The following is a 23,865-nucleotide window of genomic DNA, read 5'->3' on the forward strand; positions in this document are numbered from 1 at the left end:
GGGAGGAGAAACCCATGAAGAAACTAATTGCAGCCGCCGCAATGGCGCTGATGACAATGACCGGCGGCGCATTTGCCGATGGTCACGATAATTTCCCCGAACGGCCGATCATGCTGATGGTCAGCTACGGAGCCGGGGGCGCCACGGACTTTCAGGCGCGGATCGTGACAATGACCGCAGGCAACGAAGACGCGCTGGGCATGCCGATTGCCATCATCAACAAGCCCGGCGCAGGCGGGCGCGTGGGCTGGAACTGGTTCGCGACGCAGGCGGATTCTGATGGCTACACCCTTGGCGCCTACAACATCCCGCACTTCATCGCGCAGTCGATCGAGGGTGGCGTGGAGTATTCCGCCGAAAGCTTTGAGCCCATCGCCAACTGGGGCGCGGACCCGGCTGTGTTTGTGGTGGCCGCAGACAGCGAATTCAACTCCATGGCCGATGTTGTGGACTATGCCAAGGCGAACCCGGGCAAGCTGACCTTTTCCGGTGCGGGGCTTTTCGTCGGACACCACATTGCCGCGCTTCAGCTTGAGAAGGCCGCAGGCGTGAAGCTGGCCTATATCCCCAACAACAAGGGCGGTGCCGGTGCGATGAAAGCCGTGATCGCGGGCGAGGTTCTGGGTGGGGTGAACAACCTGTCGGACGCATTCCGCGCACGTGAGGCCGGGAACGTGAAGATCCTCGGCGTTTTTGACCTTGAGCGAAATGATTTCCTGCCGGATGTGCCAACCATGGCAGAGCAAGGTTTCGACATCGACAATGCCTCTGTGAACTTTCGCGGCGTGATGGTGCCCAAGGGGACGCCTCAGCCGATCATCGACAAGCTGGCCGAGATCGTCCCGACCATGTTCGAGAATGGCCGCGTGGCGGGCAAGATGAAGGCGGGCGGATCGCCGATGCACGTCATGACACGTGCCGAAGTGCTTGAGATGTGGGCCGCGCGTGAGAAAACCCTCAAAGAGCTGCTTTCCGGTCTGTAAAGACACGCGGGGTGCCCCGGTGTTCGGGGCACCCTGACCAACGAGAGAATAATGACATGAACGCCTCAGATTCCATTGCCGAGCTGGATACGATCATCGCCCGCGCACGCGCCGCGCAGAGGCGTTACGAGGCTGAAGGCAGGCAGGCGCGTTATGACCGTGCGGCACAGGCCGTTGCCTGGGCAATCATGGAACCGGCACGCAACCGCGAACTGGCCGAGCTGGCGGTTCGGACCACCGGTCTGGGAAATGTGGCTGACAAGATCACCAAGAACCATCGCAAGACGCTGGGCCTGATGCGTGATATCAAGGGCGTTACCACCTTTGGCGTCATCAAGGATGACGTTGATACCGGGATTACGGAAATTGCCCGTCCGGTCGGGGTGATCGGGGCGATTGTGCCATCGACCAATCCGGCGGCGACACCGGCGAACAACATCATCAACGCGCTGAAATGCGGCAATGCCATCGTGGTCGCCCCGTCGCCCAAGGGCGTTGCGTCATGCGAGCGGCTGCTTGAATTTATCCACGCCGAGTTTGCAAAGATCGGCGAAGAGCCGGATCTGGTCCAGATGATCCCTGCGCCGGGGTCCAAGGAAAAGACACAGCGCCTGATGGAAACCTGCGACAAGGTCATCGCTACGGGCAGTCAGAACAACGTGCACCGCGCACAGACCTGCGGCACGCCTGCGGTGGCGGTTGGTGCGGGCAACGTGACCGTGATCGTGGATGAGACCGCAGACCTTGCCGATGCGGCAGAGAAAATCCGCGCGTCAAAGACATTCGACAATGCAACGTCCTGTTCGTCAGAGAATGCGGTGGTCGTCGTCGATGCCGTCTATGATGCTTTTGTTGCCGCTATGGCGCAGGCTGGCGGTGCGCTGGTGGACGATGAACAAACGATCGTGTCCCGGCTGTGGCCCGATGGGCATCTGAACCGGGAGGTGATCGCACAGGACGCGCCCGATATGATCAAGGCTCTGGGTCTTGAAGGGCAGGTGCCGGAAGGCACGGAATACATCGCCGTGCCGACCTCCGGCATCGGTCCCTCGCATCCGTTGAGCGGCGAAAAGCTGAGCCGGGTGCTGGCACTTTACCGCGCATCTGATTTCGACGCGGCGGTTGCGACGACCCGTGACATTCAGTTGCACCAGGGCGCCGGACATTCGGTCGGGCTGCACTCCAGTGATCAGGACCGTGTCATGCAGCTTGCCACCTCGATCCCGACCAGCCGTGTGATCGTCAATCAGGCGCATACCTTCGCCACCGGCGGGGCCTTTACCAACGGAATGCCGTTTTCGTTGAGCATGGGATGCGGCGCCTGGGGCGGTAACGCGATTGATGAGAACCTGCATTGGAAACACTTCATGCAGACCACCAAAATCGTCCGGGAAATCCCCCCGCGCGAGCCGTCGCTTGACGATATCTTCGCGGATTACTGGCAAGAGGCCGGTGCATGAAACTCGATCGTGGCTCTCCGCCCGCTGGCACTGTCCGCGACTGGCTGGATGCCCGGGCCGAGGTGGGCGGTACGGCCATCGTCTTTCCGGAGACCGGTATGACCTTGGATTGGGACGACCTGCGCGATGCAGCGCGCACCTTTGCCATGGGTCTGACCGCTGTGGGCGTTGGCAAGGGCGAAAGCCTTGCCATCGTCGCACCAAATGGTGCCGAGGCGGTGACCGCGTTTTACGGTGCGCTTTATGGCGGGTTCCGGGCGACGATGATCAATCTGGCGGCTGGGCTGGACGCGATTGCCTATGCGCTTGAGCATTCCGAGGCGCGTTTTGCCTTTGTTCACGAGACCAGTCGCGCGCTGTTCGACGAAGCCAATGCCAGCGGCGTTCAGTCTGTTTCGCTGACACCGGGTGGCACAGCCGACCTGCCAGAGCTGGCGCCGACCGACCATGCCCTGCTGATGTATACCTCCGGCACCACCGGACGGCCCAAAGGTGTGGTGCATACCCACGCAAGTCTGCTGGCCGGGGGATGGACGACAGCCATTGCGCATGATCTGCGCACCGACGACCGGGGTTTTTGCGTTCTGCCGATCTATCACATCAACGGGCTTTGTGTGACCATGATGGGCAGTTTGATATCCGGCGGATCGCTTTCCATGGTTTCGCGGTTCTCTGCTTCGCGGTTCTGGGAGCAGGCCGAGGCCAGCGACGTGACATGGTTTTCCGCCGTGCCGACAATCATCTCGCATCTGCTCCACGGCGATGCCGAACCCACGCAGGCATGCAAGGACCGTATCCGATTTGGTCGGTCGGCGTCTTCCGCCTTGGCTGTTGAGACGCAGTCAGCGTTTGAGAACCGTTTTTCCATCCCGATCATCGAAACCATGGGATTGACGGAAACCGCGGCGCAAATTCTGTCAAACCCGCTGCCGCCCGGTAGACGCAAAATAGGGTCGCCCGGCTATTCATTCGGGTGCGAAGTTGAGATCCAGGACCAGAGCGGCGCGCGCGTGCCTCCGGGGACCGAAGGGGAAATTGTCGTTCGCGGGCCGAACGTCTTGCTGGAGTATCTCAAGAACGCTGACGCCACCTCAGACACCTTTCGTGACGGATGGCTCAGGACCGGAGATTTGGCCAAGATGGACGAAGACGGATATGTCTTTGTGACCGGTCGCCTGAAAGAGTTGATCATCAAGGGTGGCGAGAACATTGCCCCACGCGAAGTTGACGAGGCGCTGTATTCGCATCCGGACGTTGTCGAGGCTGCTGCGTTTGCGCGGCCAAGCGGCAGTTATGGCGAAACCATCGAAGCCGCTGTGCGGGTGCGCGAAGGGTCTAACCTGTGCTCCTCTGATCTGATCGAGATTTGCCAAGAGCGGTTAGGGCGGTTTAAGTCGCCGGATGTTGTGCATTTCATGGATGAATTGCCCAAAGGGCCATCCGGGAAAATTCAGCGTCTTAAGATCGCAGATTTGATTGCGGTCTAGCGCAGCTACGGAAATCAAGCGTGCAGGTGCGTCGCTGAAGCTGCCCGTTATGACGCGTGACATGATTACTCCACTCCGAAGAAACCCGTCAGGCGTGCGCAGAGTTTTCAGAATGCGTCCTTGACTGGCGCATTTTGAGCCACAATGCTCAAGATATGAGCAGAATAAAAAGACTGCTGATCGCAGCAATGCTACTTTCGCCAAGCGCCCTTTGGGCAGGGCCGCAGGATGATTTACCTTGGATATTCACGGCATGTGCAGGCCGGTATTCGGCAGAGATTGAGCATGCGTGGATTCTGGGGGGGTCCGAGACCACGCAATACGAAAACCAGAAACAGGCCTTCGTTACTCTGGCAGAGGCGACTGCGCCCGATCCGGGATCACCTGAACTACTGAACCACCGGATCGAAGCAAAGTATGCGCAGGCGCGCCTGCTCACGCTTGCCACGTTCCAAACTGACCCTAAACGCGCAAGACTTGCTCAGCGCATGGCATCAACGCATATCAATGCCTGCAAAATGCTACTGCTTGGCGGTTAGGCCCGGCTGTACATTGCGGATGAGCCCAAAAATTAAACTCAAAACCCGGTTCTGCGAGATTTTTGGGCGCATCGCTTCAGTCACATCCGCCGGAGGCCCCAAACGACTCCTGTGTCGGCAAGTTTCTGAATACCACCATCATCAGGTCTTTTTTGTGGACCGACCTGAATGCGCGATGGTGCAGGCCTAGGAACCAAAATCACCATCGCACACCGCAATAGATGCGTAGAGAGCATATGAGACGTTCACGCGTCGCACGCAAGGCTTTCGCGCATCGCAATAAGGATATCGCGATGTCACCAAAATTCATGAAAACTTCCGCAGCAGCGCTTCTGATTGCCAGCGCAGCACCTGCCTTGGCCGATTGCCCGATCAAGGTTGGCGTTCTTCATTCCCTGTCCGGCACCATGGCGATCTCGGAAACGACGCTCAAAGACACGATGGAAATGCTGATTGATCAGCAGAATGCCGCGGGCGGCGTACTGGGATGTGAGCTTGAAGCCGTGGTCGTTGATCCAGCGTCCGATTGGCCCCTTTTCGCAGAAAAAGCGCGCGAGCTGCTGACCATTCACGAGGTCGATGTGATCTTTGGCAACTGGACCTCCGTATCGCGCAAATCCGTGCTCCCGGTGATCGAAGAATTGAACGGGCTGCTGTTCTACCCTGTCCAGTACGAGGGCGAGGAAAGCTCAAAGAACGTCTTTTACACCGGGGCTTCGCCAAACCAGCAGGCGATCCCGGCCACGGACTATTTCCTTGAAGAGCTGGAAGTTGAGAAATTCGCGCTGTTGGGCACTGACTATGTCTATCCGCGCACCACAAACAACATCCTTGAATCCTATCTCAAGCAGAAAGGCATTCCCGAAGAAGACATCTTTGTAAACTACACGCCCTTTGGTCACTCCGATTGGTCCAAGATTGTCGCCGATGTCGTGGCCCTGGGTGCGGATGGCAAGAAGGTCGGCGTGATCTCGACCATCAACGGCGATGCCAATGTGGGATTCTACAAGGAACTCGCCGCTGCGGGTATCTCTGCTGACGATATTCCGGTTGTCGCCTTCTCGGTCGGTGAAGAAGAGCTCTCCGGTCTGGATACGACAAACCTTGTCGGGCACCTGGCCGCCTGGAACTATTTCCAGTCTGCGGATACCGAGGCGAACTCTGAGTGGATTGCCGCGTGGAAGGACCGTATGGGCGAAGACCGCGTAACCAATGACCCGATGGAGGCGCATTACATCGGCTTCAACATGTGGGTGAACGCGGCCGAGGCGGCAGGAACAACCGATGTGGATGCCGTGCGCACGGCAATGTACGGTCAGGAATTCCCAAACCTGACCGGCGGTACGGCGGTGATGCTGCCCAACCACCACTTGGCTAAGCCGGTCCTGATCGGTGAAATCCAGGAAGACGGTCAGTTTGACATCATCTCTCAGACCACAGAAGTACCGGGTGACGCCTGGACTGATTTCCTGCCGGAATCCGCTGTTTTGACCTCGGATTGGAAGGATCTGGGTTGCGGCATGTACAACACGCAAACCAGCACCTGTGTGCAGATCAAGTCCAACTACTGATCTGAGATCTCAAAACAACCGGGGCGCTGCATGTTCTGCGCCCCGGACCTGAGACCAAGGGATTTCCTGAATGTTTGTTGTGATCCGGCGCATTGCCACCTGTCTTTTGCTTTGTGCTGCGCTGACCTCGACCGCTGTGGCGAAGGAAGCGGACGCCCCTATTCAGACACTGCTGCAAAGCCATGGCGCGGAGATCAAGAAATCCTCACGAAAGTCAATCGGCCCGGCCATTGATGCGTTGGCGGCAAGCGGGACACCCGATGCGCAGACCGTGCTGGAACGCTGGCAGGCGAAAGAGATGTGGTTTCACAAGGACAGCGGGCTGTTCGTGTTCGGTCAGGAGGCCGATGGCGGTGATCTGGCTCTATTCGATGTCGCCGGAGGGGGCGAGATCGGGACAGCGCCGAAGAAAGACTACAAGCAACTCAAACCCAATTCCGGCATTCGCGGCATGATCGCTGCCGCCCTTGTCCAGTTTCAACTGAATGCCCCTGATCCCGCAACACGCGCAATTGCGCTTGATGCGATAGAGCGGGATGCAGAGGTTTCTCATCTGGCCGCCCTGCGTGCTTCTATCGGGCCAGAGAGGGATCTCACGCTCAAGGCGCGCAAGGAACGGATTGAGCGCCTTTTGACCATCAGGTTTGCAGAGGATGACGCCGAGAGGATCGCTGCGATCAGGGGGTTTTCTGGCGATCTGAGCGTTGATCTGCGCGCGGCGCTGAACCCGCTGGTTCAGACCAAGCTTGAGGTCGCCACGGACCTGCCAGCCGATGCAAAGGTGGTTCGGGTTGGTAAAGAGCTGGCCCACGATGAGGCCTATGCGCTGCTGGTGGAGCGTGACCTTGCGCCCCCACGTACGGACCCGCAAACACTGCGCGAAACCTTGATTGCCAATATCGAGGGCGAGGAAGTCGCAGGCGTCAAGGTGGCAACCCTTGATACTGACGATGCCCGCGCGGCCGTCTACGCCACGCTTGCTGCGTCAGGCAACGCGCAACCGCTGGTCACCGATGCGGATGTGACCGGCGCGCTGGAACGGTACGTGTTCTTCGAGGTCTTCACCGGCGCGCCGGTGCCGGTTGCCCTTGCCGCGCAGGCCGCCCTGCATGACATCGAGGCCAAGCTTGCGCTGAGCCAGACGGTTGACCTGGCTCTGGACGGTCTGTCGTTGGCGTCGATCTATTTTCTTGCTGCCATCGGCCTTGCCATCACCTTTGGCGTGATGGGCGTGATCAACATGGCCCATGGCGAATTCATCATGATGGGCGCCTACACCGGCTATGTCGTTCAGCTTTTCGTCCCCGATTATACGTTGTCCATCCTGCTGGCCATTCCGCTGGCTTTTGCCGTCACCTTTGGTGCGGGCGTGGCGATGGAGCGGTTGGTGATCCGATGGCTCTACCACCGCCCGCTTGAGACGCTGCTTGCCACCTTCGGCGTCTCCATTGCGCTGCAGCAGCTGGCCAAGAATATCTTTGGCACGCAGGCGCGGCCGCTGACGGCCCCCGGCTGGTTGGACGGGTCGTTGGTGTTCAATGACGTTATCGCCATCAGCTATATCCGCATCGCGATCTTTGTGCTGGCCATGATTTTTCTTGCGGTGTTCCTGTTCGTGATGAACCGCACACGGCTGGGGCTTGAGGTGCGCGCGGTCACGCAGAACCCGCGCATGGCTTCGTCGATGGGGATCAATCCTGACCGCATCAACATGCTGACCTTCGGCTTCGGCTCTGGCATTGCCGGGATCGCGGGCGTTGCGATTGGTCTTTATGCAAAGGTGACCTCTGAGATGGGGGCCGATTACATCGTGCAAAGTTTCATGACCGTGGTCGTGGGCGGGGTCGGGAATATCTGGGGTACGCTCTTGGGCGCGACGCTGGTCGGCACGCTGCAAAAGGGAATTGAATGGCTGAACCCGTCAAACACGCTGGCCGCGCAGACCTACATGATCCTGTTCATCATCCTGTTCATCCAGTTCCGGCCGCGCGGGATTATCGCGCTCAAAGGCAGGGCGGCGGAGGCGTAATATGGCTGCTATCGCTCTCTCCGCTTCGCGCAGGTCATTTGTCATGCGCTACCCGTCTGTGGTGATCTTCATCGGCGTGCTGGCCCTCTTTACTCTTGGCGTCACCATCCTTGCCGAAGGGTTCGGCATAGGCGTGATCTCGACCAGTTTCGTCAAGACGCTGGGCAAGACGCTTTGTCTTTGCCTTGTTGCGCTCGCCATGGATCTCGTCTGGGGCTATTGCGGCATCCTGAGCCTGGGTCACATGGCGTTCTTCGGGATCGGCGGCTATGCCATCGGCATGTGGCTGATGTACGCCCGCACCGAGATCATCGTGCGCGAGAGCCTCGCAGCCGCCCCCTTACCCCCGACACCGCAGGAAATTTCCGACGGGATCGCAGGCCAGATCTTTGGCGTGGTGGGTGCGTCCGAGTTCCCGCCGATCTGGGCCTTTGCGCATTCCCTGCCTTTGCAACTGGCCGCCGTGGTGCTGGTGCCGGGCCTGATCGCGCTGGTCTTTGGCTGGCTGGCGTTCCGCAGCCGCGTGACAGGCGTTTACCTGTCGATCCTGACGCAGGCGATGACGCTGGCACTGTCACTTTATCTTTTTCAGAATGACAGCGGGCTGCGCGGCAACAACGGACTGTCGGGGCTTCAGAACCTGCCGGGCTTGTCTGACGTGCCGCAATCCACGATCTCGATCCTATTCTTCTGGGCGTCGGCGCTGGCACTGGGGCTGGGCTATGTCATTTGCGCGTGGATGGTGTCAGGCAAATTCGGCTCCGTCATCCGTGCCATCCGGGATGACGAGGCGCGGGTGCGGTTCCTGGGATACTCGGTCGAAGCCTACAAGCTGTTCATCTTTACCTTTACGGCTGTGATCGCGGGGATTGCCGGGGCGCTCTATTATCCGCAGGCCGGTATCATCAACCCCGCTGAGATCGCGCCCATCGCGTCGATCTACCTTGCGGTCTGGGTCGCCATCGGCGGGCGCGGCAGGCTTTATGGTGCTGTGATCGGCGCGGCATTCGTGTCGTTGCTGTCGACGTGGTTCACCGGCGGACAGGCCCCCGATATCAACCTTGGCTTTTACACGGTGCAGTGGGTTGACTGGTGGACGATCCTGCTGGGGCTTTCCTTTGTCGCGGTCACCCTGTTCGCGCCACGCGGCATAGGCGGGTTGTTCGACCTGATTTCAGAGCGCCGCCACCCGGACCGCAATGGCGCCAGCCTTGGTCCCGATCCGGGCGCGTTGCGGGAAAAGGAGGCAGATCAGTGAGCACCTTGCTTGAAGTTTCAGGTGTGTCTGTCTCCTTTGACGGGTTCAAGGCGATCAACAATCTGACGTTCCAGATTAACGATGCCGAAATGCGCGCGGTCATTGGCCCGAATGGTGCGGGCAAGACCACCTTCATGGACATCATCACCGGCAAGACGCGGCCCGATAGCGGGAGCGTGCTGTGGGGAGAGAAATCCGTGTCACTTCTTTCCATGTCCGAAAGCCGGATCGCGCAGGAAGGCATCGGTCGCAAGTTTCAGCGCCCCACGGTTTTCGAGGATCAGAGCGTTGCAGACAACCTCATGCTGGCGCTGAAAAAGGAGCGGGGTCCGCTTTCGGTGCTGGGCTTCCGTCCGTCCACGACAGACGGCGAGAAGGTCGTCGATCTGGCAGAGCAGATTGGTCTGGCCACAGCGCTGCACCGCAAATCGGGGGAGCTTTCGCACGGGCAGAAGCAATGGCTTGAGATCGGCATGTTGCTGGCGCAGGAACCGCGTCTGTTGCTGGTGGACGAACCGGCGGCGGGCATGACCCCGGCAGAGCGCGAACACACGACCGAACTGCTGGTCGAGGCGGCCAAGACCCGGGCGGTTGTTGTCGTTGAGCACGACATGGAATTCGTGCGCCGGCTGGGCTGCAAGGTCACAGTGCTGCACGAGGGGTCGGTGCTGGCCGAAGGCAGCCTTGACCATGTGACATCGGATGAAAAAGTGATCGAGGTATACCTTGGCCGATAACCTTCTCGATATCCGCGATCTGACGCTGCACTATGGCAGCAGTCAGATCCTCAATGGGATCAGCGTCACCGCGCAAACAGGCGAGGTGACCTGCGTGATGGGGACCAATGGCGTGGGCAAGACAAGCCTGCTCAAAGCGATTTCGGGCACGCATCCGATCAGCGGCGGGGACTACCTTTTGGATGCCCAGCCGATCACCCGTGCGCAGGCCCACACGCTGGCACAAAAAGGCGTGGCCTATGTGCCGCAAGGCCGCGAGATATTCCCGTTTCTGACCGTCAGGGAAAACCTTGAAACCGGATATGCCTGCCTGCCGCGGGATCAGCACTATCTGCCGGATGAGATCTTTGAGCTGTTTCCGATCCTTAAGGAATTCCTGTCCCGGCGCGGGGGCGACCTGTCAGGCGGTCAGCAACAGCAGCTTGCCATCGCACGCGCGCTGATCACCCGGCCCAAGTTGTTGCTGTTGGACGAACCCACCGAAGGCATTCAGCCGAACATCATCAAGCACATCGGCGAGGTCATCAAACGACTGCGCGACCGTGGCGATATGGCGATTGTCTTGGTGGAGCAGTTTTTGGATTTCGCCTATGGCCTGGGGGATCAGTTTGTCGTGCTTGAACGGGGCAGCTGTATCCTGCGCGGTGCGAAATCCGAAGTGTCCTTCGACAGGCTTCAACAAGCGGTCTCCTTGTAGCGGGTGACCCCTGTTTAGGATCGTGTCCGGTCAACCGTTTTGCGCGCCGGTCATCGCCAAATGTCTTCTCTGGATTGGCTGAGTTGCCTTCCTGACCGTCCCATGATCAGCATGTGCGAGCCGCGCTGCAAATGGGGGACCACGTGACAATCATCAAAGCTGAAAACGCGGCCATCGTGTCTCAGGTTCATGTCGAAGTCGGCGCGAGGGTTTCTGCCGGGACTGTCCTGATCGTGACTGAACTGATGAAAATGCATCACGATATCTGCGCCAAGGAAAGCGGTATCATCACGGCGATTCATGTGGCGCCCGGCGATGAATTGCGCGGCGACGAGCCCCTGCTGACGTTTGAACCTGCTGAAGTCGATGTGGCGGTGCTACAAGACGCCCACGACGTTCGGGCCGATTTTACCGAGTTCGAGGCACGCATGGCTTTGCTGTCGGACGAGGCGCGGCCCGAAGCGGTGGAAAAGCGCCACGCGCAGGGGATGCGCACAGCCCGCGAGAATATCGACGACCTGTTCGACACGGGATCGTTCACGGAATACGGCGCGCTGGCAGTTGCCGCGAAGCGGTCCAAGCGCGCGCTGCCCGAGCTACAAGAACGAACGCAGGGCGATGGCATCATCTGTGGCGTTGGCACAGTAGGCGGGCGTCCGGTTGCAGCGATGGCGGTGGATTACATGGTCCTTGCCGGCACGCAGGGTTTCAATCACCACCGTAAAATGGACCGGCTGATCGAAGTCGCGGGGCGCGACAACATGCCGATTGTGCTGTTTGCCGAAGGCGGCGGTGGCCGACCCAACGACTACGACGTCGGGCTGGTCATGGCTGCCTGGCTGAATGTCACTTCGTTTCAACATTTCGCGGCCCACAAGGGACCGAAGATCGGAATTGTCGCGGGTTACTGTTTTGCCGGAAACGCGGCCCTGTTCGGGGTCTGCGACGTGCGGATCGCCACGCGGCAAAGCTGGATTGGCATGGGTGGCCCCGCAATGATCGAAGGCGGTGGTCTGGGAGTTTTCGGCGCAAAGGACATCGGCCCGTCCGAGGTACAGGCAAGGAACGGTGTCATTGACCTGCTGACCGATGACGAGGCCAGCGCCGTTGCATCGGCAAAGACATTGCTGGCGCTTAACGCGCCTTGCGAAAAGATAGAGCCGGAAACCGATGCGCTGCGGTCCATCGTGCCGGTCGACCGTACACGCGCCTATGACATGCGTGAAGCGGTTGAGGCTGTGACGGACCCGGCGAGTTTTCTTGAGATGCGCCGCGATTTTGGCGTTGGCATGATCGCCGGTTTTGCCCGGATCAAGGGCCGCACCGTTGGCATTCTTGCCAATAATCCCCTGCATCTGGGCGGCGCGATCGATGCGGAAGCGGGAGACAAGAGCGCGCGCTTCCTCCAACTTTGCGATGCCTGGGGGGTGCCGGTGGTGACCCTGTGCGACACGCCGGGCTTTATGGTGGGTCCAAAGATCGAGGAAACCGGACAAGTAGCCCATGTCTCAAGGCTGTTTCTGGCCGGAGCGCATTTTGGCCAGCCGCTGGTGACCGTCATCCTGCGCAAGGCCTACGGTCTGGGCGCGATGGCGATGGCTGGCGGCGGGTTCAACAGGCCGCACTATTGCTGTGCATGGCCTACCGGAGAGGTCGGGGCGATGGGGTTGGAAGGGGCAGTAAAGCTGGGCTACCGCGACCGGCTTGCCGCCATCGCGGACCCCGCCGAACGGGAACGCGAGTACAACCGCCTCGTCGGTGAACTTTATGACCGTGGCAAGGCGCTGAACGCGGCGAGCATGCTGGAATTTGACGCGGTCATCGACCCGGCCAACACCCGCGAAGAAATCGACCGGGCACTATCGACTGCCGGACCAGCGGTGCCTTCTTTGCGCTACGTCGACGCCTGGTAACTGTGCCACGCCTTGGCGCCGACCCATTCTTGTCAGCCGTCAAATCTGGACCTACTACTGAGCCCTGTAAACCTCGGCATTCCTCTTCTGTTTGCCTTTATGAAGTGAAGCGCAAATGGCCGATACCCCCACCTCTCAGATCACGGGCTTCGCGGCGGCGTGGACGATTGTCTTTGTCTGGGCGTTCTGGCTGATCGTCAGCCGCATCGCCAGCGGCAGCGGGCTAACAATCTTTGACCTTGCCGCCTTGCGCTATGGTTTGGCCGCCTTGGTCGGCATTCCGCTTTCGCTTTACTACAAGCCGTGGCGGGGACTGCGATTGTCACAAATCGCGATCCTGTCGTTCATACTTGGACCAATCTACATCCTCTGCGTTTTCGCGGGCTTCCTGTTCGCGCCTGCGGCCCATGGCGGCATTTTCATGAACGGTGTGTTGCCACTGGTCAGCATCGTGATCGGCGTGTCGCTGTTTCGTGCGGAACCCACGTCGAGGCAAGTCTTTGGCTCGGTGCTCATCCTGATTTCGGCGGTGATACTGGCGTGGGACGGCAACACCTTCGGCAGCGAAGCGGCGTGGATCGGTGACCTGCTCTTTTTGGTCGGCGCGGTCTTCTTTTCGTTCTACATCATCCTGTCCGAACGCTGGCAACTTGGCGCCATGCAGATCATCTTTTGCGGGACGGTCGTGAACGCCGCGCTCTACCTGCCGATCTGGGCGCTATGGCTGCCTTCGGGACTTGCCGACGCGCCGCTTGGCCCGCTTATGCTGCAAGCGATCTACCAAGGCTTTGTGCCGAACCTGATGGGGCTTCTTTTCATCGCCCATGCCTCCCGCAAGATCGGCAACGCCAACACGTCAACCATTCTTGCCGCCGTGCCGGGCATGGGCGGCATTCTCGGGGCGCTGATCCTTGGCGAAAACCTGAGCCTGATCAGCATTCTGGCGCTGATCGCCCTGACCATCGGGTTGCTGATCGCTGTGCGCAAACGGCGCGTGTTACCAGCTTGATTTGCCCTCGTAGCAGGTAAGCGCGATGATCAGTAGGTTTCCAGGCGCTTGAACAGAGACGACGTATCCCACCGTCCGCCGCCCATCTTCTGCACGTCCTTATAGAACTGGTCCACCAGCGCCGTCACTGGCAGGCTGGCACCGTTCTCATTCGCCGTTTCCAGACAGATACCGAGGTCCTTGCGCATCCAGTCCACGGCAAAGCCATGTTCGAAATGATCGTCCAGCATCGTCTCATACCGGTTGGCCATCTGCCAGCTGCCTGCCGCACCCTGACTGATCACCTCAACCACGTCCCGGCCGTCAAGGCCCGCCTTGGTCGCGAAATGCAGCGCCTCTGACAGTCCCTGCACCAGTCCCGCAATCGCGATCTGGTTTGCCATCTTGGTCAGTTGGCCCGCCCCGCTTGCCCCGATCCGGCGCACCAGCTTAGCGTAGACGTTCATCACGGGCTCTGCGCGGTCATAATCGGTCTGATCGCCGCCACACATGATCGACAGTTGCCCGTTCTCGGCCCCTGCCTGACCACCAGATACCGGTGCATCGACAAAGCTGAGACCCTTGGCCTTGGAGGCCTCAAAAAGCTCCCGCGTCACCTTGGCCGAAACCGTAGTATGATCCACGAAAAGCGCCCCTTTGGACATGCCGGCGAAGGCACCGGTATCCCCCAGACAGACGGCGCGCAGATCGTCGTCGTTGCCCACGCAGGCCATGACCAGTTCCGCGCCCTTTGCGGCATCGGCCGGGGTCGCCGCACTTTGGCCGCCGTGCTCTTTTGCCCAGGCTTCCGCCTTGGCGGCGGTACGGTTGTAGACGGTGACCTCGTGCCCAGCGGCCTGCAGATGCCCCGCCATCGGGTAGCCCATGACACCCAGACCCAGAAATGCAACTTTTGTCATCGTGATCGTCCTTTCGGAAATTTACAGCAAATCGCCCGGCGTCTGCCCGGCAAAAAATGCGTCAAGATTATCGAGTGCGCGAAAGCCCATCGCATCGCGCGTCTTGCGCGTGGCGCTGCCGATGTGAGGCAGCATGAAGATATTCTCATGCGCGGCGAAGGCGGGATTGCCCCCCGGCTCAACCTGAAAACAATCCAACCCGGCAGCGGCCACGCGGCCCGTGGCCATCGCATCCAGCAAGGCGGCCTCATCCACCAGCGCACCGCGTGCGGTGTTCACCACGACCGCCCCTTCGGGCAGCAGGGCAAAGCGGTCAGCGTTCATCAGGTTGATCGTGTCCGGCGTGGCCGGGCAATGCAGCGAGAGGAAGTCCGCCACGCCCAGCAGGCTTTCGACACTGTCATGATAGATCGCCCCCTGCGCCTGATCTGCAGGCAATGCTGAGCGGTTATAGTAGTGAATTTCCATATCGAAGCCGCGCGCCTTTGCAGCAAAGGCACGACCCACCCGGCCCATCCCGATGATGCCAAGCCGTGCGCCCGTCACCTGTTTGCCGACCATGAACGCCGGTGACCAGCTGTCCCATGCGCCCGTTCGCACGATCCGGTCGCCCGCGACGGCGTGGCGTGCCGTCCCCAGCATCAGCAGCATGGCCAGTTCGGCGGTTGCGTCGGACAGAACATCAGGCGTGTTTGTCACAGCGATGCCACGCGCCTTGAGCGCAGGCAGATCGCAGTGATCCACGCCGACGGAATGATTTGCGACAATCTTCAGACGGTCAGAGAATTGCGCGACGACATCCGCGCTGAAGTGTTCAGAATGACACGGTATGATCGCGTCAAATTCGGCGCTTGCTGCAATCAGCTCTTCTGCGGTGCCGGGGGTGTCTTCGTGATTGATCACAACGTCATAATCGCGGGCCGCGCGTTCAAGCGTGGCGTCCGACAGGCGACGGGTAATCCAGAGGCGCGGCTTGGTCATTTCTTGCGGACGCATTCGTCCCAGAAATCATAGACCGCCATGCCGCAAACGATGATCGCGATGATCATGAAGGGAAAACCGCCCCAGAACCCGGCAAACCCGCTTGAGATACTTTGCGACAGGCCGCCAATAAAAACGCACAGGATCAAGGTCCCTATCAGACCGACGATCAGTTTCACTCCGTAAGACATTTCTTGTCCTTTCCTTTATTCTGACGCCTGAGCGAGCCGGGTTTGAAGCCAGCGCGCTGTGCGCAGCAGGCGGTCGTCCTTTTCCACGGGGCCGATCAGTTGGACACCAATCGGCAGATCGTTCTCGCCCACGAGCAAGGGCAGTGACACGCAGGGCAATCCGGCCAGTGTCCACAGTGTACAGAAAATTGGATCGCCCGTCCCATTGCCAAAGACCGGTGCCTCCCCCGCGGCGGAAGGGGCGATGATCGCATCGAATTCGACAAAGAAATCGGCGAAGAAGGCTTCAGCCGAGGCTTTGACCGCCAAGGCGTCTTCGTATTCTTCCAAACTGATCTGGCGGCCTCGTTCGATGACCGGTTTCAGCGTATCGCTGATCTGATCCCAATGGGTGTCGAACACTTCTGCCTGATGCTGGCAAATCTCGTATTCATGGATGCGGGCTTGCACAGCCACCAGGTTGGACAGCGTGTCGGCGGCAGGCAGGCGCGTCACCTGATCGCCCAGAATGTCTATCACCGCGTCCAGACCTTCACGCGCATCATCCGAAAGACGATCGTTAAACGGCAGGTCGAACAATGCCAGATCGGGGGTGACCGGTGCATCGGCCATCGCTCCGGCAGACATGTCAGGCCGGGGGCGCGCAAAGCTGACCGGGTCGCGCTGGTCATAGCCGCTGATGGCATCGGTCAGCAGGGCCACATCTGCCAAGGTGCGCCCAAAGCACCCGACCTGATCCAGAGACACAGATGTCTGCAACAGCCCCTTGCGAGAGATCACGCCACGGGTCGGCTTGAACCCGAAAGTGCCGCAGAATGAGGCCGGACGAATGACTGACCCGTTGGTCTGCGTGCCAATAGCCAGCGGCACATGGTGGGCAGCAACCGCAGCGGCGGACCCGCTGGATGACCCACCGGGGCTGTGCTCAGGGTTATGCGGATTGCGGGTTTCATTCGCGTGGACAAAGGCCAGTTCAGTCGTGACTGTCTTGCCCATGATCACAGCACCCGCTTCACGCAGGTGTTCCACCAGCCGCGCAACATGCTCTGTCTGGCGACCGGCAAAGATCGGTGTGCCCCGTTGCGTTGGCATTTTGGCGGTGTCGATGATGTCTTTCAGACCAACGGGGATGCCGTGCAATGATCCGATGGGCATGCCCGCCTTGCGGATACGGTCACATTCAGCGGCTTGCGCAAGCGCCGCTTCGGGGTCCAGAAACGCCCACGCCTCGATCGCTCCGTCAGTCTCTTCGATACGTGCCAGACAGGATTTCGTCAGTTCGACCGACGTCAACCGTCCCGAGGCCATGGCTGTCAGGGCCTCGGTCGCTGTCAAAGTGTAGGCGTCCTTGATCACGGGATGTAGGGCCCGAACAGGTAGTCAGGGAACCACAGCGCGATGCCTGGGAACTGGTACATCAACGCCATCGTCAGGATCACGATGCCGAGGTAGGGCATGATGCCCCGGAAAATCTGCATCAGTTCGATCTGATTTTTTAGAACACCCTTTAGATAATAGGCCGACATCGCCATTGGCGGCGTCAGGAAGGACGTCTGCAGGTTCAGGGCGACGAGCATCGCAAAGAAGTATGGGTTCACGCCGAACACATCGAGCAGGGGCAAGAAGATCGGCACAAAGATGATCAGGATTTCAGACCACTCCAGCGGCCAGCCCAGCAGGAAGATGATGATCTGTGCGAGGACCAGGAACTCCCACGGCTCAAGGTCCATGCCGCCAACCCAGTCCGCGATGATATCGTGACCACCGAGGTAGGAGAAGACAGAGGCAAAGGTCCATGAACCCACGAAGAGCCAGCAGACCATCGCGGTGGCCTTGGCGGTCAGGAACACGCTTTCCTTCAGCTTGGTCCATGTCATTGATCGGTAGAGCACGGCCAGAACCATGCCGCCCAGCGCACCCATTGCGGCCGCTTCGGCAGGTGTCGCAAGACCACCGAGGATGGAACCCAGAACAAGAGCAATCAGCACCGTCAGCGGTACAAAGCTGACCAAGAGGTCAAGATAGATCTCCTTGGGCGGAGGAACATCTTCCATCATCGGCTTTGGTGCCAGCGACGGGTTCGACCAAACGCGCAGGATCACGTAGACGATGTAGAGACCCGCCAGAAGCAAGCCGGGGAACACCGCCGCCGCGTAAAGGCGTAGGGGCGACAGATCAGCAATTGCCGCATAAACGATCAGCATGATTGACGGGGGGATCAGGATACCCAAGGTGCCGCCTGCGCAGATCACGCCCGACGCGAAACTCTTGTTATAGTTGGCATTGGCCATGGCCGGAAAGGCGAGCAGACCCATCAGGGTCACAACCGCGCCCACGATACCGGAGGCGGTTGAGAAAACAGCGCAGGTCAGCAGTGCTGCGATGGCAAGGCTGCCCGGCAGGTTGCGCGCCGCCATGTAGAGAGAGAAGAACAGCTTGTCCACGATATTGGCGCGTTCAACCACGTACCCCATGAACAGGAATAGCGGGATGGCGACCAGCGTTGGGTTCTCCATCACCGAATAGGTATTCTGGTTCAGCAGGTAGAAAATATTGTTGTTGAAGATATCGCTGAACTGCTCAATCGGGTGTCCTTGGTGGTAGGCGTAGTAGCCAAAGGCGACACCCATGGCGAGCAGGGTAAAGGCAATTGGAAAGCCCAGCAGAACCAGGACAATAAACAACCCAAGCATGACGAGGGCGACTTCAGGATTTGTCATCTTTTTATCTTTCGTGAAGCGCTGAGCGGCTTATTTCTTGGCAGGGGTGACGGCGCGGATCGCGTCAAGGTCTGCCTCGGTCAACAGGTCTTCGGTTTCTTTCACATCGGCAAGCCGTTCTGGCCAAACGCCGGTTCGGAAGGCGAACACACAACGGACAAGCTCCGCGATCCCTTGAATCACCAGCAGTGCGCCAGAGAGAGGGATGAGTGTTTTGAAGAAATAGATCTGGATGCTGGCCGGGCTATTAAAGCTGACTTCCTTGTAGCGCCAGCTGTCTGAGGCGATTTCCCACCCGTACCAGACTAGGGCAATAATGCCGGGGAAAAAGAACAGGAAGTAGAGCAGGAAGTCCAAGCTTGCCTGCACCTTGACCGGTAGCAGGCGATAGACGACGTCCGCGCGCACGTGCGTATCCTGGGCAAGGGCGTATGCGCCGCACATCAGGAACAATGCACCGTACATCTGGATCATCATGTCGAAGGCCCAGACGGTTGGTGAATTCAGTACGTAACGGACAAAGACCTCGTATGACACCGACAGTGTCAGGATCAGAATGCACCAGCCGAAGGCGCGCCCGACCCACAGGCTTAACCCTTCAATGGCGTGAACGAATTTCATATGACACTGGCCCCCCATGAAATATCACCGGGAGGTTTTGCCACTCCCTGATGCGTCAAATGTCCGGGCCCCGAAAGGCCCGGACATCTTTTTTAGTACTCTGAGATCAACCGAAGTAGTGGTTGTAGGCCAGCTTGTAGTCAGGCTGGTTCAGGTTGAGGTAGTTCATCACATCCTTGGCGTAGGCCTTCTGCGATTCCATCACCTTGGCAAAGAATGGATCGTCCTCTGCGATTCGGTTTGCCACGGCATCCCATGCAACCAGCTGTGCCTCCATCACGGAATCCGGGGTCCGGTGAACCGCAACGCCGTCCGCTTCCTGCAGTTTGATCAGGTCATCGGAATAACGCTTTGTGTTGCCCCAGTAGAAGCCAGAGTTTTCCGCCATGGACGCGTTCTTGATGATCGCCTGATGCTCAGGTGACAGGCTGTTGAACTTGTCTTTGTTGATCGTGACTTCAAAGAACTCCTGCGACTGGTGGTAGGATGCCAGCATGTAGTTCTTGGCCACATCCTGCATACCAAAGTCACGGTCGGATGTTGGGTTGTTGAATTCAGCCGCGTCGATCAGACCGGATTTCATTGCTGGCTGGATTTCACCGCCCGGCAGCTGAACAACTGACATGCCCATTTCCAGCATGACGTCAGCAGCCAGACCCACTGTCCGGTACTTCAGGCCCTTCATCTGGGATGCGTCTGTGATCTGCTCTTTGAACCAGCCCAGTGGCTGTGCAGGCATGGGCGAGTTGAAGAAGGACACAACGTTCAGACGCAGGCTGTCCATCAGTTCATTGAACAGTTCCATGCCGCCGCCGGCGTAAACCCAACCCAGCACTTCCTGGCTTGACCAGCCAAAGCAAGGACCGGTGCCGAAAAGCGAAGCGGCCTTGGATTTACCATACCAGTAGGCAGGCACGTAGTGAGCCGCGTCCAGAACACCGCGGTGAACCGCATCTTGCATCTGGCTTGTTTTGACAACCGCGTCCACCGACAGAACTTCGATGGTCAGCGAGCCGCCGGACATTTCATTGACGCGTGCCGCGAAGGACTGGGCGTTCTCCAAAAAGATACCGCCGCCCCAGGCCGCTTGCATCTTGAGCGTAACACCGTGGCTGTCCGCGAGCGCGGGTGTGGCCAGTGCTGCGGCACCGGCAACAGCCGAGCCGCGCAGAAATTTTCTGCGGTTAATAGAGTCTTTCATGTTTCCTCCCAAGGACTTCTATGCGGCCGATGCTTGTGATCGATCCACTTTTAAGTTTGGTGCTAAGGTGTGAACTTTTGTGCCGCGCATCACGAATATCGATCCAGCCAGCAGCGACTTGCCGTCACCCAACACGCGCCACAATTAGGTTCTACAGGGCTAGAGACAAGGACTTCTTTGACGTAAGGGCCTGCGCTGAGTGGCGCGACAGAAAGAGATACACGTTTTGCGTGTGGTCACGCGTCTGACGCTGCCTCTATTCTCTCACAAGATTGTGATAGGCATGTCTTTGTTTAATATAATGGTAGCGGTAACAGCTTTGGGCAACGGATTGTTTGCAATGCTCACCGAAACCTTCAGGCCCAACCTGTCGCCACCCGGTAAAAAAATTTTACCAAAGAGCGCCTCAAGGCCGAATATAGACACTTCGAAGCAGGGATTTCGCAAGATTCGATAACCTCGTCCGAATCACTTTTGAGAAGAGGAAACCGGATGGGATCCGGGTTGCGAAATCCGGGGTACCTTGCCGAACTCCTGCCCGGAAGACTTACGGCGATGCAATCATAGATGAGGAGTCTGCCCGCGCCAAAGCACTGAGCCGCGAGCTTGCGCGACTGCCGCTGATCGCATCGCAATCGGGGGCGATGCACCTGCGGATGTCTAGATCAGGCAGGTACACCAAAGCGGCCACGTGACTCAGGCCATCAGGGTTTTAGCAATACTTCTCCGGCCCGTTCCACTGTACGGCTGAGTAACGGTCACCATGTGCCCAACCGATTGGAAGAACGTCTTCGATTGCCTGCAGTTCGTCAGCAGTGAGCGTTCGATCCGCCGCTTCAAGCAGCTGCGCGAAGTGTGCGACAGACCGTGTGCCGGGGATCGGGATCACATGTTCGCCCTGCGCCATGACCCACGCGATCGCCAGCCCCGCCGTTGACATGCCCATGTCCGCAGCCAAGGCCTGAAACGGCGCAACGGCTGCGATGTTGGCGCTGTAGTTCGGTTCCATAAAGCGGGGGTTGTTCACCAGAAACGGCAAATCCTGCACTGCCGCATGGCTTAACGGGCTGTCCGTCAGCAAGGAGCGGCCGACCGGGGAAAAGGCCACCAGTGCTGTGCCCAGTTCTTCGCAGGTTTGCACCAGCCCCATTTCTGGCGACCGGGTAGAAAGGGAGTATTCAGATTGCACCGCGGCGACGGGATGGATCGCATGCGCGCACCTCAGCGATGTTGGTGCGATCTCGGAGAACCCGATCGTCTTGGTCTTGCCCGCCTTGACCAGACCGGCAAGGGTTTCGGTGACCTCTTCGATTGGCAGTGAGGGGTCACGGCGATGAACATAGTAAAGATCGACCGCCTCAACGCCCAAACGCCTTAGACTTCCTTCCAGCTCTGCCTGCAGATGTTCCTTGGAGTTATCAAAGATATTGCCGGGCCCATCTGGATTGCGTTTGATCGACCCCTTCGTGGCAATTTTGAATGCGTCTTTGGCCGCTGGGTTCGCTTTGAGATAGGTACCGATCACCGTTTCTGATGTGCCCATGCCGTAGACGTTCGCCGTGTCGATGTGCGTCACACCGGCATCCATCGCTGCATCCAGTATCGCATGGCTGTTTGCCTCGTTCGTGGGGCCGTAAAAATTGGAGAAGGACATCGCACCGATACCGATGGGATGCACAAGCGGGCCGTTCTGACCAAGGCGTCGGGTTTGCATACTTTAAATCCTGCGTGTTCTTTCATTACGTCTGGTCTGGCCCGCAGCATGGGCCGACCTATATGACTAGGCGAACATCTCAATCTAAGCACGGTTTGTCCACGCGGGTTTTGGGCAGGCACCGTCCAGCTTGTGAAAGCGTAGGGAACAAATGCCGCAAGAAACCTCTGGCGAAATGCTTAATCTTGATTTGCGCACAGGCTTGCCCGACGCCCTAACCGTTCTGCTGAAAGAATATCCGAGGGCAGGGTGGGAGGCGCACCCCGGCTTTGACGGGCTGATCCGTTTCTGGCTGGACCGCCACATGATGTTCCGTCGCATCCTAGAGCGTCTGACACTTCAAACGCAGGAAACCCTCGACAAACGGATGGACCTGGGCCAATTCCGGCAGCAGACAGGGCGGCTTGGATCTGCTTTCGTGCAGGAATTGCATGGTCATCACAGCATCGAGGACGCCCATTATTTCCCGGTTCTAAGTCAAAAGGACGCCCGGATCTCGCAGGCGTTTGAACTGCTTGACCACGATCACCATGCATTGGACGGACATCTGAACAATTTCGTGGAAACGGCGAATGCAGCCCTGCGCGCGGATGGTCACAAGGACAGCGCAATCGGTGCGTTCCATGAAAATCTTGCGGACCTCAACGCCATGCTGGACCGGCATCTGATCGATGAAGAGGAAATCATCGTGCCCGTCATCCTGAAATACGGCGCGGCAGGGTTGAGCTGAGGCAGTGCCAAGGCTCAAGCCCCTGTTTTCGAGGTTGCGGATGTCACTTCAGGTGCAAGGGCTGAAGTGACTTAGTCCCACTGTCACCACTGCTCCGCCCTCATGCCTCGTGCTCTGCACGCACAATCGCTGCACCTGCGGCCATGGATTGCATCTTGCCGAAGGCGACGTCGCGGCGCAGGTACTTCAAACCGCAGTCTGGCGCCACGACCACCTTGTCCGCATCGACATGTGGCAAGGCGCGGCGTATCCGCTGTGTAATCACGGATCTAAACTCTGCTGAATTCATCGGTGTGAACCGTATCGCAACTTTGCCCACCTGGCCGTTCCGCGCCTTGATCCTCGCGGGCTTTGCTGTCGCCGCGATTGAATTTGCGGCGCGTGTCATCTCTGCCCTGCGTCAAGCTGCCCGAGGTCGCCCATGAGCCCGGTTGAATTCGGCTCTATTGCGATTGTGGCCCTCGTTCTGCCGATCCTGATCGGACTGCCCATCGGCATCTGCATGCTGGCCATGTCTTTTGTTGGCGTGTCCTTTATCCGCAATGACACTGTGGCCACACGGATGATGACCCAAGTCGCGAACGACAGTCTTGAGGAATACCTTTTCGCCGTTGTGCCGCTGTATATCTTGATGGGGCTACAGGTCACGGTGTCAGGCGTTGGTCGCGACACATTTGACGTCTTTCAGAGACTTCTCAGGCGTGTGATGGTCGGACTTGGGGTTTCGATGGTCTTTGCGAATGCCGTCTTCGCCTCGATCACCGGCATCTCAATCGCCTCGGCAACGGTATTCAGCCGTATCGCTGTGCCTGAGATGCGCCGACATGGCTACACACGGCGCTTTGCGACAGGCGTTGTGGCCGCTGATCCCTCCATCGCTTTTGATGATTGTCTATGCTGTGCTGGCCGAACAATCGGTTGGCCGGATGTTCCTTGCGTGCGTCGGGCCGGGGTTGTTGCTGTCCCTTGTGTTCTCACTGACAATCCTGCTTCTGGCGCTCACGCGGCGCAGCTTCGTATTTGATACAGAGAAGGACGACGCGGATATCCTCGCTTTTGCCATGGCAGAGCTTGAGCGTTTCCTTTCCAGTCTGGGCTAGGTACCGATCCACATAAAACAAAGAA

At 58.9% G+C, this 23,865-nt stretch carries 21 protein-coding genes and 1 pseudogene; 13 read left to right on the forward strand and 9 right to left on the reverse strand.

Annotated elements, in window-relative coordinates:
- Positions 1-14 precede the first annotated feature (14 nt).
- From GV827_RS04485 to GV827_RS04535, 11 genes are all read left to right on the forward strand, one after another.
- Positions 15-983, forward strand: a complete 969-nt coding sequence (locus GV827_RS04485; protein WP_164352501.1) for a tripartite tricarboxylate transporter substrate binding protein — start codon at positions 15-17, stop codon at positions 981-983.
- A 56-nt stretch (positions 984-1,039) separates the two neighbouring features.
- On the forward strand, positions 1,040-2,443 hold the full coding sequence (gene sauS / locus GV827_RS04490) for an acylating sulfoacetaldehyde dehydrogenase (protein WP_164352502.1): 1,404 nt from the start codon (positions 1,040-1,042) through the stop codon (positions 2,441-2,443).
- Complete coding sequence (locus GV827_RS04495) at positions 2,440-3,930, forward strand: AMP-binding protein (protein ID WP_164352503.1); 1,491 nt, start codon at positions 2,440-2,442, stop codon at positions 3,928-3,930. The genes sauS and GV827_RS04495 overlap by 4 nt, the downstream gene beginning before the upstream one ends.
- 155 nt (positions 3,931-4,085) lie before the next feature.
- On the forward strand, positions 4,086-4,469 hold the full coding sequence (locus tag GV827_RS04500; RefSeq protein ID WP_164352504.1) for a hypothetical protein: 384 nt from the start codon (positions 4,086-4,088) through the stop codon (positions 4,467-4,469).
- A gap of 308 nt (positions 4,470-4,777) precedes the next feature.
- The gene (gene urtA, locus GV827_RS04505) at positions 4,778-6,040 is read left to right on the forward strand and encodes an urea ABC transporter substrate-binding protein (RefSeq protein ID WP_164352505.1); all 1,263 of its coding nucleotides are present in this window, start codon (positions 4,778-4,780) and stop codon (positions 6,038-6,040) included.
- A gap of 70 nt (positions 6,041-6,110) precedes the next feature.
- On the forward strand, positions 6,111-8,069 hold the full coding sequence (gene urtB, locus GV827_RS04510; RefSeq protein WP_164352506.1) for an urea ABC transporter permease subunit UrtB: 1,959 nt from the start codon (positions 6,111-6,113) through the stop codon (positions 8,067-8,069).
- Between the two features lies 1 nt (position 8,070).
- Positions 8,071-9,327, forward strand: coding sequence for an urea ABC transporter permease subunit UrtC (gene urtC / locus GV827_RS04515; protein WP_164352507.1), 1,257 nt, complete (start codon positions 8,071-8,073; stop codon positions 9,325-9,327).
- On the forward strand, positions 9,324-10,064 hold the full coding sequence (gene urtD, locus GV827_RS04520) for an urea ABC transporter ATP-binding protein UrtD (RefSeq protein WP_164352508.1): 741 nt from the start codon (positions 9,324-9,326) through the stop codon (positions 10,062-10,064). Before urtC ends, urtD begins: the two co-directional genes overlap by 4 nt.
- Entirely contained in the window at positions 10,054-10,761 is a 708-nt protein-coding gene (gene urtE / locus GV827_RS04525) for an urea ABC transporter ATP-binding subunit UrtE (RefSeq protein WP_164352509.1), read from the forward strand. The genes urtD and urtE overlap by 11 nt, the downstream gene beginning before the upstream one ends.
- 143 nt (positions 10,762-10,904) lie before the next feature.
- On the forward strand, positions 10,905-12,674 hold the full coding sequence (locus GV827_RS04530) for a carboxyl transferase domain-containing protein (RefSeq protein WP_164352510.1): 1,770 nt from the start codon (positions 10,905-10,907) through the stop codon (positions 12,672-12,674).
- Positions 12,675-12,789: 115 nt separating this feature from the next.
- Positions 12,790-13,683, forward strand: a complete 894-nt coding sequence (locus tag GV827_RS04535; RefSeq protein WP_164352511.1) for a DMT family transporter — start codon at positions 12,790-12,792, stop codon at positions 13,681-13,683.
- A gap of 29 nt (positions 13,684-13,712) precedes the next feature.
- Here GV827_RS04535 and GV827_RS04540 read toward each other — a convergent pair whose 3' ends face one another.
- From GV827_RS04540 to GV827_RS04575, 8 genes are all read right to left on the reverse strand, one after another.
- Positions 13,713-14,582 carry an NAD(P)-dependent oxidoreductase gene (locus tag GV827_RS04540; RefSeq protein WP_164352512.1) on the reverse strand — a complete coding sequence of 290 codons (870 nt, stop codon included), beginning with the start codon at positions 14,580-14,582 and terminating at the stop codon, positions 13,713-13,715.
- A gap of 21 nt (positions 14,583-14,603) precedes the next feature.
- Entirely contained in the window at positions 14,604-15,563 is a 960-nt protein-coding gene (locus GV827_RS04545; protein WP_164352513.1) for a 2-hydroxyacid dehydrogenase, read from the reverse strand.
- Positions 15,560-15,754: a hypothetical protein gene (locus tag GV827_RS04550; RefSeq protein WP_164352514.1), complete on the reverse strand. Its 195-nt coding sequence runs from the start codon at positions 15,752-15,754 to the stop codon at positions 15,560-15,562. Before GV827_RS04550 ends, GV827_RS04545 begins: the two co-directional genes overlap by 4 nt.
- Before the next feature lie 15 nt (positions 15,755-15,769).
- Positions 15,770-17,089 (reverse strand): amidase, encoded by a 1,320-nt coding sequence (locus GV827_RS04555; RefSeq protein WP_235930233.1) that lies wholly within the window; start codon positions 17,087-17,089, stop codon positions 15,770-15,772.
- Positions 17,090-17,106: 17 nt separating this feature from the next.
- Entirely contained in the window at positions 17,107-18,474 is a 1,368-nt protein-coding gene (locus tag GV827_RS04560; RefSeq protein WP_164352516.1) for a TRAP transporter large permease, read from the reverse strand.
- A gap of 30 nt (positions 18,475-18,504) precedes the next feature.
- Positions 18,505-19,095, reverse strand: a complete 591-nt coding sequence (locus GV827_RS04565; protein WP_164352517.1) for a TRAP transporter small permease subunit — start codon at positions 19,093-19,095, stop codon at positions 18,505-18,507.
- A 106-nt stretch (positions 19,096-19,201) separates the two neighbouring features.
- Complete coding sequence (locus GV827_RS04570; RefSeq protein WP_164352518.1) at positions 19,202-20,296, reverse strand: TRAP transporter substrate-binding protein; 1,095 nt, start codon at positions 20,294-20,296, stop codon at positions 19,202-19,204.
- A gap of 712 nt (positions 20,297-21,008) precedes the next feature.
- Positions 21,009-22,010, reverse strand: coding sequence for an aldo/keto reductase (locus GV827_RS04575; RefSeq protein ID WP_164352519.1), 1,002 nt, complete (start codon positions 22,008-22,010; stop codon positions 21,009-21,011).
- Positions 22,011-22,185: 175 nt separating this feature from the next.
- Here GV827_RS04575 and GV827_RS04580 point away from each other — a divergent pair, with 175 nt between their 5' ends.
- The gene (locus GV827_RS04580) at positions 22,186-22,740 is read left to right on the forward strand and encodes a hemerythrin domain-containing protein (RefSeq protein ID WP_164352700.1); all 555 of its coding nucleotides are present in this window, start codon (positions 22,186-22,188) and stop codon (positions 22,738-22,740) included.
- Positions 22,741-22,840: 100 nt separating this feature from the next.
- On the opposite strand, the gene GV827_RS04585 is transcribed toward GV827_RS04580, so the two are convergent.
- Positions 22,841-23,128 carry a hypothetical protein gene (locus tag GV827_RS04585; RefSeq protein ID WP_164352520.1) on the reverse strand — a complete coding sequence of 96 codons (288 nt, stop codon included), beginning with the start codon at positions 23,126-23,128 and terminating at the stop codon, positions 22,841-22,843.
- Between the two features lie 123 nt (positions 23,129-23,251).
- Here GV827_RS04585 and GV827_RS04590 point away from each other — a divergent pair.
- Positions 23,252-23,840: pseudogene (locus GV827_RS04590) on the forward strand (TRAP transporter large permease subunit).
- Positions 23,841-23,865: the final 25 nt, after the last annotated feature.

The sequence above is a fragment of the Sulfitobacter sediminilitoris genome (genome assembly GCF_010667575.1).
Taxonomy (GTDB): Bacteria; Pseudomonadota; Alphaproteobacteria; order Rhodobacterales; family Rhodobacteraceae; genus Sulfitobacter; species Sulfitobacter sediminilitoris.

Bases quoted from the DNA above. Each gene is read 5' to 3' on its own strand.
- GV827_RS04485 (WP_164352501.1), top strand. From the start codon at position 15: ATGAAGAAACTAATTGCAGCCGCCGCAATGGCGCTGATGACAATGACC.
- sauS (WP_164352502.1), top strand. From the start codon at position 1,040: ATGAACGCCTCAGATTCCATTGCCGAGCTGGATACGATCATCGCCCGC.
- GV827_RS04495 (WP_164352503.1), top strand. From the start codon at position 2,440: ATGAAACTCGATCGTGGCTCTCCGCCCGCTGGCACTGTCCGCGACTGG.
- GV827_RS04500 (WP_164352504.1), top strand. From the start codon at position 4,086: ATGAGCAGAATAAAAAGACTGCTGATCGCAGCAATGCTACTTTCGCCA.
- urtA (WP_164352505.1), top strand. From the start codon at position 4,778: ATGAAAACTTCCGCAGCAGCGCTTCTGATTGCCAGCGCAGCACCTGCC.
- urtB (WP_164352506.1), top strand. From the start codon at position 6,111: ATGTTTGTTGTGATCCGGCGCATTGCCACCTGTCTTTTGCTTTGTGCT.
- urtC (WP_164352507.1), top strand. From the start codon at position 8,071: ATGGCTGCTATCGCTCTCTCCGCTTCGCGCAGGTCATTTGTCATGCGC.
- GV827_RS04535 (WP_164352511.1), top strand. From the start codon at position 12,790: ATGGCCGATACCCCCACCTCTCAGATCACGGGCTTCGCGGCGGCGTGG.
- GV827_RS04540 (WP_164352512.1), bottom strand. From the start codon at position 14,582: ATGACAAAAGTTGCATTTCTGGGTCTGGGTGTCATGGGCTACCCGATG.
- GV827_RS04545 (WP_164352513.1), bottom strand. From the start codon at position 15,563: ATGACCAAGCCGCGCCTCTGGATTACCCGTCGCCTGTCGGACGCCACG.
- GV827_RS04550 (WP_164352514.1), bottom strand. From the start codon at position 15,754: ATGTCTTACGGAGTGAAACTGATCGTCGGTCTGATAGGGACCTTGATC.
- GV827_RS04560 (WP_164352516.1), bottom strand. From the start codon at position 18,474: ATGACAAATCCTGAAGTCGCCCTCGTCATGCTTGGGTTGTTTATTGTC.
- GV827_RS04565 (WP_164352517.1), bottom strand. From the start codon at position 19,095: ATGAAATTCGTTCACGCCATTGAAGGGTTAAGCCTGTGGGTCGGGCGC.
- GV827_RS04570 (WP_164352518.1), bottom strand. From the start codon at position 20,296: ATGAAAGACTCTATTAACCGCAGAAAATTTCTGCGCGGCTCGGCTGTT.
- GV827_RS04575 (WP_164352519.1), bottom strand. From the start codon at position 22,010: ATGCAAACCCGACGCCTTGGTCAGAACGGCCCGCTTGTGCATCCCATC.
- GV827_RS04580 (WP_164352700.1), top strand. From the start codon at position 22,186: ATGCTTAATCTTGATTTGCGCACAGGCTTGCCCGACGCCCTAACCGTT.
- GV827_RS04585 (WP_164352520.1), bottom strand. From the start codon at position 23,128: ATGACACGCGCCGCAAATTCAATCGCGGCGACAGCAAAGCCCGCGAGG.